The organism is Rhodoferax sp. (genome assembly GCF_028715765.1).
Lineage (GTDB): Bacteria > Pseudomonadota > Gammaproteobacteria > Burkholderiales > Burkholderiaceae_C > Rhodoferax.
Window position 1 is genome coordinate 49,067 of sequence record NZ_JAQURE010000004.1, and the last position, 14,679, is coordinate 63,745.

Sequence of the window (14,679 nt, forward strand, 5' to 3'; positions counted from 1 at the left end):
GCGTAGGTTGGAGCAAGAGGACAGGTCAGAGGTGTTGGGCTTCGAAGTCACGCATGTATGTCACCAGCGCTTGCACGCCTTCAAGCGGCATGGCGTTGTAGAGGCTGGCGCGCATGCCACCCACCGATTTGTGGCCTTTGAGCTGCAACAGTTGCCGGGCGCGGGCACCTTCCAAAAACGCTTCGTTAAGCGACTCCTGGCGCAGGTAAAACGGCACGTTCATGCGTGAGCGGCAGTTTTTGGCCACCCGGTTTTGGTACAGGCTGGAGGCATCAATGGCGGCGTAAAGCAGCTCGGCTTTGGCTTTGTTGCGCGCTTCCATGGCGGTCATGCCGCCCTGGGCTTTGAGCCATTTGAAGACCAAACCGGCGATGTAAATGGCGTAAGTGGGCGGTGTGTTGTACATCGACTGGTTGGCAGCCACTGTTTTGTAGGTGAAGGCACTGGGGCACAGGGGCAGGGCTTGGTCGAGCAGGTCGTCACGCACCACCACCAGGGTCAAACCGGCTGGGCCGAGGTTTTTTTGAGCCCCCCCAAAGGCCAGGCCAACACGTGACCAGTCCACCGGGCGCGAAGCCACGTGAGATGAAAAATCAATCACCAAGGGCGCCTCGCAGCCCAGGGCTTTCAAATCAGGCAGTTCATGAACTTCAACACCGTGGATGGTTTCGTTGGAGCACAGGTGCACATAAGCGGGCTTGGCGCTCAGTTGCCAAGTGGCCGGGTCAGCCAGCGTGGTGTGACCGCTGTCATGGGTGTTGGCGGCTTCATGAGCGGTGCAGTATTTGGCGGCTTCTTGAGCTGACTTTTGGCTCCAACTGCCTGTGACTACAAAGTCTGCCGTGCCAGCGCGTGACAGGTTCATCGGCACGATGGCGTTTTCAGCCAGCCCGCCGCCTTGCATGAACAACAGCTTGAAGTGGGCGGGCACGGCCAAGAGCTCGCGCAGGTCGGCCTCGGCCTCAGCATAAATCTGGCCAAACTCTTTGCCCCGGTGGCTCATTTCCATCACGCCCATGCCACTGCCATGCCAGTCCAGCATCTCGGCGGCGGCTTGGTGCAGCACCTCATCGGGCATTACGGCGGGACCTGCAGAAAAATTAAATGGGCGCATCTTGTTGGGTTAAAAAAATTTATAACAAATAGGGCTCTAGCGCTTATGGATTAAGCGTAAGTAGCTATCAATTATGATTGTGTGACATCTGGGTCAGCAGCGCCGTCCGGGGAACTGTCAGCGCTGTCTGATTCGTCTGGCGCGGCCGTGATGGCATCGTTTTCAACAATGCGTTGCAAGCCACTGAGCTGCGAGCCATCGTCCAAGCCAATTAAGGTAACCCCTTGGGTGGCACGCCCGAGTTCACGGATTTCAGCCACGCGGGTTCGCACCAGCACACCTTTGTCGGTGATGAGCATGATTTCGTCGTCGGCATGCACCAACGTGGCGGCCACCACTTTGCCGTTGCGTTCACTTTGCTGGATGGCGATCATGCCCTTGGTGCCGCGCCCGTGGCGGGTGTACTCGGCAATGCTGGTGCGTTTGCCGTAGCCGTTTTGGGTGGCTGTGAGTACGCTTTGTGTTTCATCTTCAGCCACCAGCATGGCGATCACGCTCTGGCCGTCATCGAGCATCATGCCGCGCACGCCGCGCGCTTGGCGTCCCATGGGGCGCACGTCGTTTTCGTCAAAGCGCACGGCCTTGCCGCCGTCTGAAAACAGCATCACGTCGTGTTGACCGTCGGTCAAGGCCGCGCCAATCAAGAAGTCGCCTTCGTCCAGGTCGACGGCAATGATGCCCGCCTTGCGTGGGTTGCTGAAGTCGTCAAGCGCGGTTTTCTTGACCGTGCCCATGCTGGTGGCCATGAACACATAGTGGTCAGCGGGGAAAGTGCGTTTTTCACCGGTCAAGGCCAGCACCACGGTGATTTTTTCACCCTCAGCCAACGGGAACATGTTGACGATGGGGCGGCCACGCGAGCCGCGCGAGCCTTGTGGCACTTCCCATACCTTGAGCCAGTACATGCGCCCCCGATTGGAGAAACACAACAAATAGTCATGGGTGTTGGCAATAAAGAGCTGGTCTACCCAGTCGTCGTCTTTGGTGGCGGTGGCTTGTTTGCCGCGGCCGCCACGCTTTTGCGAGCGGTATTCAGACAGTGGCTGGCTTTTGATGTAACCGGTGTGGCTCAAGGTGACCACCATGTCGGTGGGGGTGATCAGGTCTTCGGTCGATAAGTCAAATGAGGAGTGTTCGACCAAACTGCGGCGTGCGCCGATTTTGGTCAAGCCAAACTCGGTTTTGATGGCGCCCAGTTCGTCGCCGATGATGATGGACACGCGTTCAGGTTTGGCCAAAATATCCAGCAGGTCGTCAATTTCAGCCATGACCTCTTTGTATTCGGCCACGATCTTGTCTTGCTCAAGCCCGGTGAGGCGCTGCAACCGCATTTGCAAAATTTCGCCAGCTTGGGTGTCTGACAGGCGGTACAAGCCATCTTTGCCCATGCCGAACTGCATTTCCAAGCCATCGGGGCGGTAGTCATCGGCATTGACCACGCTGCCATCGGCTTTGGCGCGGGTGAGCATTTCGCGCACCAGTTGACTGTCCCATGAGTGCGTCATCAGCTCAGCCTTGGCCACTGGTGGAGTGGGTGACTCGCGGATGATGCGAATGAATTCGTCAATGTTGGCCAACGCGACAGCCAGACCTTCGAGCACATGACCGCGGTCGCGTGCTTTGCGCAGTTCAAACACGGTTCTGCGGGTCACGACCTCGCGGCGATGGTTGATAAAGACCTCAATCAGGTCTTTCAGGTTGCACAGCTTGGGCTGGCCGTTGATCAAGGCCACCATGTTCATGCCAAAGGTGTCTTGCAACTGGGTTTGTTTGTACAGGTTGTTCAGCACCACCTCAGGCACTTCACCGCGCTTGAGTTCAATCACCAAGCGCATGCCAGACTTGTCTGACTCGTCTTGGATGTGGCTGATGCCTTCAATTTTTTTCTCATGTACCAATTCAGCCATGCGCTCTTGCAGGGTCTTTTTATTCACCTGGTAAGGCAATTCGTCAACGATGATGGCCTGGCGCTGGCCGCGGTCGATGTCTTCAAAATGGCACTTGGCACGCATGACCACCCGGCCACGGCCGGTGCGATACCCGTCTTTCACCCCCTGAATGCCGTAAATGATGCCGGCGGTGGGGAAGTCTGGCGCGGGAATGATCTCCATCAGCTTGTCAATGGAGGCCTCTGGGTTTTTCAGCAAATGCAGGCAAGCGTCTACCACTTCATTCAAATTGTGAGGTGGGATGTTGGTGGCCATACCTACGGCAATACCGCCGGAGCCATTGACCAGCAAGTTGGGCAAGCGGGTGGGCAGCACCAGCGGTTCTTTTTCAGACCCGTCGTAATTGGGGCCAAAATCAACGGTTTCTTTATCAAGGTCAGCCAACAGCTCGTGGGCAATTTTGGCCAAGCGGATTTCGGTGTAACGCATGGCGGCGGCGTTGTCGCCGTCGACCGAGCCAAAGTTACCTTGACCATCGACCAACATGTGGCGCATGGAAAAATCTTGCGCCATGCGAACAATGGTGTCGTAGACCGACTGGTCGCCGTGCGGGTGGTATTTACCAATCACGTCCCCCACAATGCGGGCAGATTTTTTGTAAGCCTTGTTCCAGTCGTTATTGAGCTCATGCATGGCAAACAGCACACGCCTGTGCACAGGTTTTAAACCGTCTCGCGCATCAGGCAGGGCGCGCCCCACAATCACGCTCATGGCGTAATCCAGATAGCTGCGGCGCATTTCATCCGCAAGGCTGGTGGGTATGGTTTCTTTGGCAAACTGGGTCATGAGCGGGGCTTGGGTCTAGGCAAGTTCTGAGTGAGCTTTGCATTTTATGCTGTTGCTTTGTAGCTACTTCGCAACGGCGCGGTCATATTGTTCACGTTTTCGGTTCCTGGGCTTGGGCTTGACGCCGGAATGGGTTAATACGCCAGAAGGCGCTGTGGCACAATGACTTCAACTCTCAATGTGATAGGCATATTGGGCGTCTGTTTGATAAGTTTGTTTACTTATGCGGCTTTGCTGCAGTTACTTTCCTTTAAGGAGAATCATGAAAAAATTGAATCAAGTGGCTATGTTGATCGCCACCGCAGCTCTCGCTACTGCAGCTGGTGCCCAGTCTGTTGACAACTGGCGTGCAGCCGACGGCACTGTTTGGAAAAACGGTACCAACGAACTTTGCTGGCGCGATGCCAACTGGACACCCGCAACAGCTGCCGCCACCTGCGATGGCGCCATCGTTCCCCCCAAAGCAGCTGCAGCTCCTGCACCTGCTGCGCCTGCAGCTGCTGCGCCAGCCGCCAAGGCTGCACCAGCCCCTGCACCAGCCCCTGCACCGGTGGCTGCCGCCAAGGTGACTTACGCAGCTGATGCATTCTTTGACTTTGACAAAGCTGTTTTGAAACCAGAAGGTAAGGCCAAGCTGGATGACCTGGTGGGTAAAGTCAAAGGCATCAACCTCGAAGTGATCATTGCTGTGGGTCACACCGATGCTGTGGGCTCTGACGCTTACAACCAAAAACTGTCTGTGAAGCGTTCGGAAGCTGTGAAGGCTTATTTGGTGTCCAAGGGCATTGAAAAGAACCGTGTGTACACCGAAGGCAAGGGCGAAGCCCAACCTGTGGCAGACAACAAGACCAAAGAAGGCCGTAGCAAAAACCGCCGCGTTGAAATTGAAGTGGTGGGCACACGCGCCAAGTAATTGGCTGTTGCTGCCGCTCTTTGAGCCAGTCAAAAAACCCGCTTCGGCGGGTTTTTTGTTGTCTGAAGTGGCATCACATCAGCAAATGTTCACCCGCATTGTCGCCACCGAGCGTGACGTAATTGACTTTGCGAATGTCAGAGAGTTTTTTTCCGCCTGAGTAGCTGATTGAACTTTGCACGTCTTGCTCCATCTCGATCAAGGTGCGCGCCAGCTTGCCTTTGATGGGTTCCAAAATACGTTTGCCTTCGACGTGCTTGTACTCCCCCTTGTTGAAGTCGCTGGCAGAACCGTAATATTCTTTGAACAGCTTGCCATCGACTTCCACGGTTTGCCCCGGACTTTCTTCATGACCGGCAAACAGCGAGCCGATCATGACCATCGAGGCACCAAACCGAATGCTTTTGGCAATGTCGCCATGGTCTCGAATACCGCCATCGGCAATGATGGGTTTGGTGGCCACACGCGCGCACCATTTCACAGCACTCAGTTGCCAGCCGCCCGTGCCAAAACCGGTTTTGAGTTTGGTGATACAGACTTTGCCCGGACCAATGCCCACCTTGGTGGCGTCGGCCCCCCAGTTTTCCAGGTCAATCACCGCCTCGGGTGTGGCCACGTTGCCGGCAATGATGAAGGTGCTGGGAATTTTGTCGCGCAGATAGCCAATCATGTTTTTCACGCTGTCTGCATGGCCATGCGCGATGTCAATGGTGACGTATTCGGGGGTCAACCCCAGCGAGACCAGTCGGTCTACGGTGTCGTAATCAGGCTTTTTAACGCCCAGTGAAATGGAGGCATACAGGCCGCGCGCTGCCATGTCTTGCACAAATTTGACGTTGTCCAGGTCAAAGCGGTGCATCACATAGAAATAGCCGTTTTGTGCCAACCACACACAAATGTCTTCATTTACCACTGTTTTCATGTTGGCAGGAACCACTGGTAGCCGAAAGCGCCGTGGGCCAAGCTCGGCACTGGCATCACACTCAGCCCGGCTTTCTACCCGGCATTTGCGTGGCAATAAAAGAATGTTGTCGTAGTCAAAAATTTCCATTGGATATGTCTCCTTGCGTGACTGCACCCCTGTGTTTGCACAGGGTTCAAAAGTTTGGGGTGTGTCGGGTTGAAAGAGAACGCTTGGATTGCTGTGCCAGTGTTTTGCCGATCACGGGGGCAACCCTTATCTGCAAAAAAAAACCAGGCTGCAATGGCTTGGGCTCGGAGAATGATTGTATGAAGTTCAATCTCTCAATTGGCCTGATTTTCATGCGTTGGGCAGTGGGTGGCAGACAGACTGAGAATTTGACCTTGGGCGTTTTCAATCCAGCCGATCAAACGCAGGCGCGCTGGCAGGCTGCGCAGTCGGCGCTGATGAAGCGCTCGAGCAACGCTGTTGGAGGCGTTTGATCGTCACTGCTGCAAGAGGACTGGCTTTGTGCCGAGTTGCAAAACAGCAGTGCTGCAGCACTGCATGACCAGACCAGAAGGGAGCGCAGCTGGGTGATTGGATGAGGCAATTTCATGGTGCTTTCTACAATGAACACATGTTTAACGCAATTACACAACAAAGCCCGGATGCCAGCTTGCTCCATCACCTGAACCCGGAGCAGATGGCGGCCGTAACGCTGCCTTCAGTGCACGCCTTGATTCTGGCGGGTGCTGGTTCTGGTAAAACCCGGGTGCTCACGACCCGCATTGCCTGGCTGCTGCAAACCGGTCAAGTCTCCCCCGGTGGCATCATGGCGGTGACCTTCACCAACAAGGCAGCCAAAGAGATGATGACGCGGCTCAGTGCCATGCTGCCGCTGAATGTGCGCGGGATGTGGATTGGCACGTTTCATGGCCTGTGCAACCGGCTGCTGCGCGCCCACTACAAGTTGGCCAACCTGCCGCAAACCTTCCAGATTCTCGACACCCAAGACCAGCTCTCCAGCATCAAGCGCTTGTACAAGCAGTTTGGGGTGGACGACGAGCGTTACCCCGCCAAACAAACGCAGTGGTTCATTGGCGGCTGCAAAGAAGACGGCATGCGCCCCAAGGATGTGGTAGCACGCGACGAAGAAACCCGTAAAAAAACAGAGCTGTACCAGCTGTATGAAGAGCAGTGCCAGCGCGAAGGCGTGGTGGACTTTGGCGAGCTGATGCTGCGCAGTTACGAGCTGCTGCGCGACAACGATGCCATTCGTGAACACTACCAGCGCCGCTTTCGGCATATTTTGATTGACGAGTTCCAGGACACCAACAAGCTGCAATACCTGTGGATCAAGATGTTGGCTGGAACAGGTGCCAACAGCAGTCTAGAAAGCGCTTTTACGCCTACTGGCTGCGTCATGGCAGTGGGTGACGATGACCAAAGCATCTACGCTTTTCGCGGCGCACGCGTGGGCAACATGGCTGACTTTGTGCGTGAATTTGGCGTCCAGCATCAGATCAAGCTGGAAGAAAACTACCGCAGTGGCAGCAACATCCTTGACAGCGCCAACGCCCTCATCGACCACAACAGCAAGCGCCTGGGTAAAAACCTGCGCACCGCACAGGGCCCGGGCGAGCCCGTGCGCGTGTATGAAGCCCCCAGCGACTTTGCCGAAGCTACTTGGATGGTGGATGAAATGAAGCAGTTGGTGCGCGACGACATCGTGCGCAGCGAGATTGCCGTGCTCTACCGCAGCAACGCGCAAAGCCGGGTGATTGAAACGGCACTTTTTAACGCTGGCATGCCCTATAAAGTCTACGGTGGCTTGCGCTTTTTTGAGCGCGCTGAAATCAAAAATGCACTGGCCTACCTGCGCCTGCTGGAGAACCCGCGTGACGACACCAGCTTCATGCGTGCGGTGAACTTTCCCCCGCGTGGCATCGGCCCGCGCAGTTTGGAGCAGTTGCAAGACCTGGCGCGTGCCAGCGGCTGTGCCTTGAGCGACGCAGTCAGCGCCCTCAGTGGCAAGGCTGGCACCAATATTGGCGCATTTTTGGCAGGCATCGACGTGCTGCGCGAGCAAACCCAAGGCTTGAGCCTGCGCGAGACCATTGAGCGCACGCTGGCGCACAGCGGCTTGGTTGAACACTACCGTGCTGACCGAGAAGGTGCTGACCGGGTCGAAAACTTGCAAGAGTTGGTCAATGCCGCTGAGAGCTTTGTCAGCATTGAAGGCTTTGGGCGCGATGCAGTGGGCTTGCCAGTGGATGAATTGGGTAACGCACTGTCTCAATCCCCCGCGTCCCAAGGGCTAGACCCGAACCTGTCGCTGCAAGACCTTCCTGCGCCCGATGCCGACACCGGCGAAACCTTGTCGCCACTGGCGGCTTTTTTGACCCATGCCGCTTTGGAAGCGGGCGACAACCAGGCGCAAGCCGGCCAAGATGCCATCCAGCTCATGACCGTGCACGCCAGCAAGGGGTTGGAATTTGACTGCGTGTTCATCACTGGCATGGAAGAAGGGCTTTTCCCGCACGAAAACTCAATGACGGACCGCGACAGCCTGGAGGAAGAACGCCGCCTGATGTATGTGGCCATCACCCGCGCGCGCAAACGCCTCTACCTGAGCCACGCGCAAACACGCATGCTGCACGGCCAGACCCGCTACAACCTGAAAAGCCGGTTTTTTGAAGAACTACCCGATGCCGCATTGAAGTGGATCACCCCAAAGAATCAAGGTTTTGGTCACGCAGGCAGTGCTTCAAATACTATGAAATACGGAGCTACTAGCGCTTATTCATCAAGCGCTAGAGGCCATTTTGGCACTGATTTTTCAAAATTCACCACAGCGCCTGTGCCGACTCAAAAAACGCCGCCCACGGGCTTGCAGGTGAAGCAAAAAGTGTTTCACAACAAGTTTGGCGAAGGCACGGTGTTGAGCCTGGAAGGTGCGGGGGATGATGCCCGGGCTCAAATCAATTTTCCACGCCATGGCGTCAAGTGGCTGGCTTTGAGCGTGGCCAAACTCACGCCGTTGTGAGGCTATGAGGGGGGTGCAGTCGTTGTGATTTTTCGCAGATTGACAAGTCAAAATCGACCCCAAACCTGCATGACTATTGGGTTTGCATCAAATCAGAACCACATTTACCAGGCCGTCGAGAATGAAACTATTGAAACCTGTCTCTGTTGAACATTTGCCAGAGTTGCTCAGGCGCATGCCCAAGGCCGAATTGCACATGCACATTGAGGGTTCGCTGGAGCCTGAATTGATGTTTGCGCTGGCTGCTCGCAATGGCCTCACTGTGCCGTACCCCGATGTGGAATCACTTCGCCGCGCTTACGTGTTCAACAACCTGCAGGAGTTTCTGGACATTTACCACGCCGGCACCTTGGTGCTGAGAGTCGAGCAAGACTTTTACGACATGGCCTGGGCCTACCTGCAGCGCGCCGCAGCGGACAACGTGTTGCACACCGAGATTTTTTTCGACACCCAAACCCACACCGGCCATGGTGTGGCTGCCGATGTGGTCATCAACGGCCTGCACCGCGCCTGTGTTGATGCCCAGGCCAAACTGGGCTTGAGTGCTTCACTGATCCTGTGCTTCTTGCGCCATTTGAGCGAGGCGCAGGCTTTTGAAGCGCTGGAGCAAGCCCTGCCGCTGCGGGAAAAATTGGTTGGTATTGGCTTGGCATCGAGCGAGCTTGGGCACCCGCCCGAGAAATTCGCCAAGGTGTTTGCCAAAGCGCGTGCACTTGACTTCAGGCTGGTGGCGCATGCGGGTGAAGAGGGGCCGCCAGCCTACATCTGGAGTGCTCTGGATGTTTTGAGGGTTGAGCGCATTGACCATGGCGTGCAAGCCCTTCGCGACCCCGCCTTGATCCAGCGTTTGGTACGAGACAAGGTGCCGCTCACGGTGTGTCCGCTGTCCAACCTGAAGCTGCGTGTGTTCCCCACCTTGGCGCAGCACAACCTGGGTGGCATGCTGGATGCTGGGCTGGTGGCCACCGTCAATTCAGACGATCCGGCGTATTTTGGTGGTTACATCAATGAAAATTTCACCCAGACCTTTGCGGCGCTCGGGCTCACCGCCCAACACGCCTGGCAATTGGCGCACAACAGTTTTGAGGCCAGTTTCATTGACGCATCAGCCAAGCGGGTGTTGCATGACCGGTTGGAGGCGTTTTACGAGACCTTTGATCCTATTTTTCGCAGTTGACCGTTGGCGGATTCAATAGTGAGTGGCCTCAACACAGGCTCAGGTTTGGCTACAAGAGCATCTGTTGTTTTGAAAAGATAAATGTTTGTGAGCACTGAACCCCTGTTTCTGGCGCAGTTGCGCACGCAAGATGCCATCTTGGTCAGTGTGCACAGTCACCGCGGATCGGTACCGCGCGAAGCCGGCGCCTGGATGGCGGTGTTTGCCGAAAGCACCGTGGGCACGGTAGGCGGCGGGCATCTAGAGTGGCAGGCCATGGCCGAAGCCAGCGCGCGCTTGCGTGGCGCGCCGGGTGAACCTCTGGTGCGGTATGTGCTGGGGCCAACGCTGGGCCAGTGTTGCGGTGGAGAGGTGGTGCTGAAGTTCGAGCCGGTCAGCGCCGCAGACATGCCGCGCTTGCAGGCTGCTTTTGCCCAGATCCGTGCCGATTGGCCACACATTGCCCTGTTTGGCGGCGGCCACGTGTCGCGGGCGCTGGTGCACACGCTGGCACCCTTGCCATTGCGTGTGCGCTGGGTAGACAGTCGCGATGAAGTTTTTCCGACATCTTTGCCGACCAATGTGAGCGCCGAGCACGCTGACCCGGTGCAGTCAGCCGTGGCTGATGTGGCTCCGGGTGCGCTGGTGTTGGTGATGAGCTTTAGCCACGCTGAAGACCTTGACGTGGTGACCGCTTGTCTGGCGCGCCAGCGCGCGCAGGCCGATTTGTCTTTTATTGGCTTGATTGGCAGCCGCACCAAATGGGCCAGCTTCAGCCACCGCTTGCTGGCACGCAGCTATACGCCAGCAGAATTGGCGCAGGTGACCTGCCCGATTGGCCTGCCTGGCATCACCGGCAAAGCGCCGGAAGTGATCGCCGTAGCGGTGGCGGCCCAACTCTTGCAAGTCATTTCTCAAAGGACGTCATGATGGAAAGTGACTGGAAAGTGACGGATTGGATGGGTTGAATTTGCTGCTGCGCTGAGCCCATTTGGCGGCATTTTATTTTTTAAGTGCCCATAACACCCGCTCTGACGTGGCGGGTGCATTCAATGACACCGGTTTACCATCCCCACGCGCCTGCGCCACCGCATCACGCAAGGCCTCAAACACACTGATCGCCAGCATGAAAGGTGGCTCACCCACGGCTTTGGAGCCAAACACGTTGTCCTCGGTGTTGGGCTCTGGCCATAAATCAATCTTGAAATGCGCGGGCACATCACCCGAAGTAGGTATTTTGTAGGTGCTGGGGGCGTGGGTTGACGGCACACCCTGGGCGTTCCAGACCAGTTCTTCGGTGGTCAGCCAGCCCATGCCTTGGATAAATCCTCCCTCAATTTGCCCGATGTCAATGGCCGGGTTGATCGAGCGGCCCACGTCGTGCAGGATGTCAACCTTCAGCACCCGGCTTTCGCCGGTGAGGGTGTCAATGGCCACTTCGGTGCAGGCTGCACCATAGGCAAAGTAGTAAAACGGGCGCCCGGTGAGGGTGGTCTTGTCGTAATGGATTTTGGGTGTGCGGTAAAAGCCGTCGCTCCAGAGTTGGATGCGGTTAGCGTAGGCCAGCGCCACCACGGCTTCAAAGCTGCGCGTGGTTTTTGGGGTGATGACCTGTCCGCCTGCAAACTGCACCGCACCAGCGCCCACGCCGTCAAGGCCAGACACAAACGCGGCCAGGTTGTCCCGCACATGGCGTGCCGCAAACTGGGCGGCGCGGCCATTCAAGTCGGTGCCCGCTGAGGCGGCGGTGGCTGAGGCGTTGGGGATTTTGCCGGTGTCGCTGGCACTGGGCAACACCCGGTGCAAGGGCACGCCCAACTCATCGGCCACGATTTGTGCCACTTTGGTGTGCAGGCCTTGCCCCATCTCGGTGCCGCCGTGGTTCACCATGATGCTGCCGTCCAGGTACACATGCACCAAAGCCCCGGCCTGGTTGAACAGCGTGGCGGTGAAGCTGATGCCAAATTTGACTGGTGTGATGGCGATGCCGCGTTTCACTACCGGGTTTTCAGAGTTCCAAGTCAAAATGGCCTCTCGCCTTTTCTGGTAATGCGCAGACAGCTCCAATTTTGAGAGCAATGGGGCGAGGATGTTACCTTCTACCTGCATGCCATAGTGGGTGGTGTTGCGCTTGGAGTTGGCATTGGCATCCACCGGCTCCTCGCTGTACACGTTGCGCCGCCGCACCGCCAAGGGGTCGAGCCCGAGGTAGCGGGCAATGTCACCCAGAATGGCCTCGGTGACGATCATGCCCTGCGGCCCGCCAAAGCCGCGAAACGCGGTGTGGCTCTGGGTGTTGAGCTTGCAGCGGTACGAGGTGATGTCCACGTCTTGCAGAAAGTAGGCGTTGTCGGCGTGAAAAATCGCGCGGTCGGCCACCGGGCCGGACAAATCGGCGCTGAAGCCGCAGGCCACCAGCATGTCCAGACGCAGGCCGCACAGCCTGCCGGTGTCATCAAAACCCGCCGTGTAGTCATAGGTGAAGGGGTGGCGCTTGCCGGTGATCATGAAGTCATCGTCGCGGTCCAGCCGCAGTTTCACGGGTTTTTTGAGCTTGTGCGCGGCCACAGCGGCCCACACGGCCAGATGCCCCGCCTGGGTTTCCTTGCCGCCAAAACCACCGCCCATGCGTCGGCATTCGACCCGCACCGCGTGGTTGTCCAGCCCCAAGGCATGCGCCACCCAGTGTTGCACCTCGCCGGGGTGCTGGGTGCTGCTGTGGATGAGCCACTGGTTCTGTTCTTGCGGCAGGGCGTAGGCGATCTGGCCTTCCAGGTAAAAGTGCTCCTGGCCACCGACCTCCAGCGTGCCTTGCAAGCGGTGCGGCGCACGCGCCAATGCCTGGGCGGCATCACCCCGGCGCACCGTCACCGGCGGCAGCACAAAACTCTGCGCTGCCAGGGCCTGGCGCACGTCCAGCACGGCGGGCAAGGGTTCAATTTGCGCCGTCACATGGCTGGCGGCATGCAGCGCTTGCGCCATGCTGTCAGCCACCACTACGCCCAAAGCCTGGCCGACATACTGCACCGTGTCGATGGCAAACACCGGTTCGTCCCCGGCAAACGCGGCCAGCATCTTGTGGCCAGGCACGTCGGCGGCCAGCAGCACCGCCCGCACGCCGTGCCGGGCCAGAGTGGCCTGGGTGTCGATGCAGATCAATTTGCCGTGCGCCACCTTGGACAAGATGGGGGCGGCGTAGAGTGTGCCGCGCACCTCGGGCAGGTCGTCAATGTAGAGGGCCGCTCCGGCAATTTGGGCGGCGGCACTTTCGTGCGGGTGGGACTGGCCCGCTGCGGTCGTGGTCGATGTCATGGGGCATCTCCTTCCAGGCTCAGGTTCAGCAGGCTGGCTGATGTGGGGTCTTGAATCTCCTGCCAGAAGCGTTCCAGCAGATTGCCCAGCACCTGGGTGCGGTAAGCGGCGCTGGCCCGCATGTCAGAAATCGGCTGGAATTCACCGCGCAGGGTGGAGATGGCCTGGCTCAAGCTGGCATGCGCCCAGGGCTGGCCTTGTAACGCCGTCTCGGTTTGCCGGGCGCGTGCCGGGGTGGCCGCCACGCCGCCTGCGCCGATGCTGGCGTGCGCAATGTGGCCGTTCTGAATCTGCAAGTTGATCACCAGGCAGACGGCTGAAATGTCGTCCTCCATGCGCTTGGAGATTTTGTAAGCCCGCAGCTGTTCGCCAGCTTGCGGGCGGGGCACATGCACATAGGCCAGCACCTCATCGGCAGCCAGCAGGTTTTTGCGGTAACCGGTGTAGAAATCTTCCAGCGGCAGTTCTCTGCTGCCATGCACACTCATCAGCACCACGCTGGCACGCAAGGCAATCAGCAGCGGCATGCTGTCGCCAATCGGGGAGCCGTTGGCAATGTTGCCGACCAGCGTGCCAGAGTTGCGCACCGGCAGCCCGGCAAAGCGGCTGAAGAAGCTGTGCAACTGGGGCCGCTCGGCCTCCAGCGCTGCAAAGGCATCGGTCAAGCGCACCGCTGCGCCAATCACGGTGTGGCTGGTGGTGGCCTCGATCTGCCGCAGCTCTGCCACGCGGGTCACATCCAGCACCTGGGCAAAGTCCATGTGCAACTTGTTGACCCACAGGCCCACATCGGTACAGCCGGCCACGATCTGGGCTTGCGGGTGAGCGGCACGCTGGCTCAGCAAGTTTTCTAGTGTGAGTGGATTTTTATATGAAAAATTGGCCTCTAGACCAGGTGAATCATGCGCAAGAAGCTCTAATTGTTGTAGCAATTGAACTTCATTCAATGACTGCTTGGGCAAGTGCTGCATCTGTTGAGCGGCATCCAGAATGGGCCGGTAACCGGTGCAGCGGCACAGGTTGCCCGACAGCGCTTCTTGCGCCACGCTGCGGGTCACCGGCTGGTCATTCAGCACCTGGTTCTGGTACAGGCCAAACAAGCTCATGGCAAAACCTGGGGTGCAAAAGCCACACTGGCTGGCATGGCACTGGTGCAAGGCTTGTTGCACCGGGTGGGGTGTCTGGTCTGGCGAGCTCAGATCCGCCGCCGTCCACAAGGCCATGCCGTGAATCGAATGCGCCAGGCGGATGCAACTGTTGACTGCCAGATAGCGTATCTGGCCGCCCTGGTTTTCAGCCAGCACCACGGTGCAGGCCCCGCAGTCGCCCTCGTTGCAGCCCTCTTTGGTGGCGCTGTGGCCCAGGTCTTCGCGCAGCAACTGCAGCAGGGTGCGGGTGGGTGGTACATTGCGCAGCGAGACGATCTCGCCACGCCAGACAAACGTAAGTTCAGGGTGATTCATGGGCAGCAATCAGAGGCAGGATATCCACAAGGGTAA

Annotated in this window: 10 protein-coding genes; 4 read left to right on the forward strand and 6 right to left on the reverse strand. The window is 57.9% G+C overall.

The window, feature by feature from the left end; genetic code table 11:
- Positions 1 to 25: 25 nt before the first annotated feature.
- Both serC and gyrA read right to left on the reverse strand, forming a co-directional pair.
- A complete protein-coding gene (gene serC / locus PHT20_RS02535; RefSeq protein WP_300088262.1) occupies positions 26 to 1,114 on the reverse strand; it encodes a 3-phosphoserine/phosphohydroxythreonine transaminase in 1,089 nt (362 codons plus the stop codon).
- Between the two features lie 71 nt (positions 1,115 to 1,185).
- Positions 1,186 to 3,849 carry a DNA gyrase subunit A gene (gene gyrA, locus PHT20_RS02540; RefSeq protein ID WP_301019287.1) on the reverse strand — a complete coding sequence of 888 codons (2,664 nt, stop codon included), beginning with the start codon at positions 3,847 to 3,849 and terminating at the stop codon, positions 1,186 to 1,188.
- Positions 3,850 to 4,111: 262 nt separating this feature from the next.
- Between gyrA and ompA the strand changes: the two genes are divergently transcribed.
- A complete protein-coding gene (gene ompA / locus PHT20_RS02545) occupies positions 4,112 to 4,762 on the forward strand; it encodes an outer membrane protein OmpA (protein ID WP_301019288.1) in 651 nt (216 codons plus the stop codon).
- 73 nt (positions 4,763 to 4,835) lie between these two features.
- On the opposite strand, the gene PHT20_RS02550 is transcribed toward ompA, so the two are convergent.
- Together PHT20_RS02550 and PHT20_RS02555 are read right to left on the reverse strand one after the other, a co-directional pair.
- Positions 4,836 to 5,813, reverse strand: coding sequence for a GMP reductase (locus PHT20_RS02550; protein ID WP_301019289.1), 978 nt, complete (start codon positions 5,811 to 5,813; stop codon positions 4,836 to 4,838).
- Positions 5,814 to 6,090: 277 nt separating this feature from the next.
- On the reverse strand, positions 6,091 to 6,282 hold the full coding sequence (locus PHT20_RS02555) for a hypothetical protein (RefSeq protein WP_301019290.1): 192 nt from the start codon (positions 6,280 to 6,282) through the stop codon (positions 6,091 to 6,093).
- 21 nt (positions 6,283 to 6,303) lie between these two features.
- Here PHT20_RS02555 and PHT20_RS02560 point away from each other — a divergent pair, with 21 nt between their 5' ends.
- The 3 genes from PHT20_RS02560 (at position 6,304) to xdhC (ending at position 10,798) form a co-directional block, all read left to right on the forward strand.
- Positions 6,304 to 8,712: a UvrD-helicase domain-containing protein gene (locus PHT20_RS02560; protein ID WP_301019291.1), complete on the forward strand. Its 2,409-nt coding sequence runs from the start codon at positions 6,304 to 6,306 to the stop codon at positions 8,710 to 8,712.
- A 121-nt stretch (positions 8,713 to 8,833) separates the two neighbouring features.
- Entirely contained in the window at positions 8,834 to 9,889 is a 1,056-nt protein-coding gene (locus PHT20_RS02565; protein ID WP_301019292.1) for an adenosine deaminase, read from the forward strand.
- Positions 9,890 to 9,970: 81 nt separating this feature from the next.
- A complete protein-coding gene (xdhC, locus tag PHT20_RS02570) occupies positions 9,971 to 10,798 on the forward strand; it encodes a xanthine dehydrogenase accessory protein XdhC (protein ID WP_301019293.1) in 828 nt (275 codons plus the stop codon).
- A 72-nt stretch (positions 10,799 to 10,870) separates the two neighbouring features.
- Here xdhC and xdhB read toward each other — a convergent pair whose 3' ends face one another.
- Both xdhB and xdhA read right to left on the reverse strand, forming a co-directional pair.
- Positions 10,871 to 13,180 carry a xanthine dehydrogenase molybdopterin binding subunit gene (gene xdhB, locus PHT20_RS02575; protein ID WP_301019294.1) on the reverse strand — a complete coding sequence of 770 codons (2,310 nt, stop codon included), beginning with the start codon at positions 13,178 to 13,180 and terminating at the stop codon, positions 10,871 to 10,873.
- Positions 13,177 to 14,643, reverse strand: a complete 1,467-nt coding sequence (gene xdhA / locus PHT20_RS02580; RefSeq protein ID WP_301019295.1) for a xanthine dehydrogenase small subunit — start codon at positions 14,641 to 14,643, stop codon at positions 13,177 to 13,179. Before xdhA ends, xdhB begins: the two co-directional genes overlap by 4 nt.
- Positions 14,644 to 14,679: the final 36 nt, after the last annotated feature.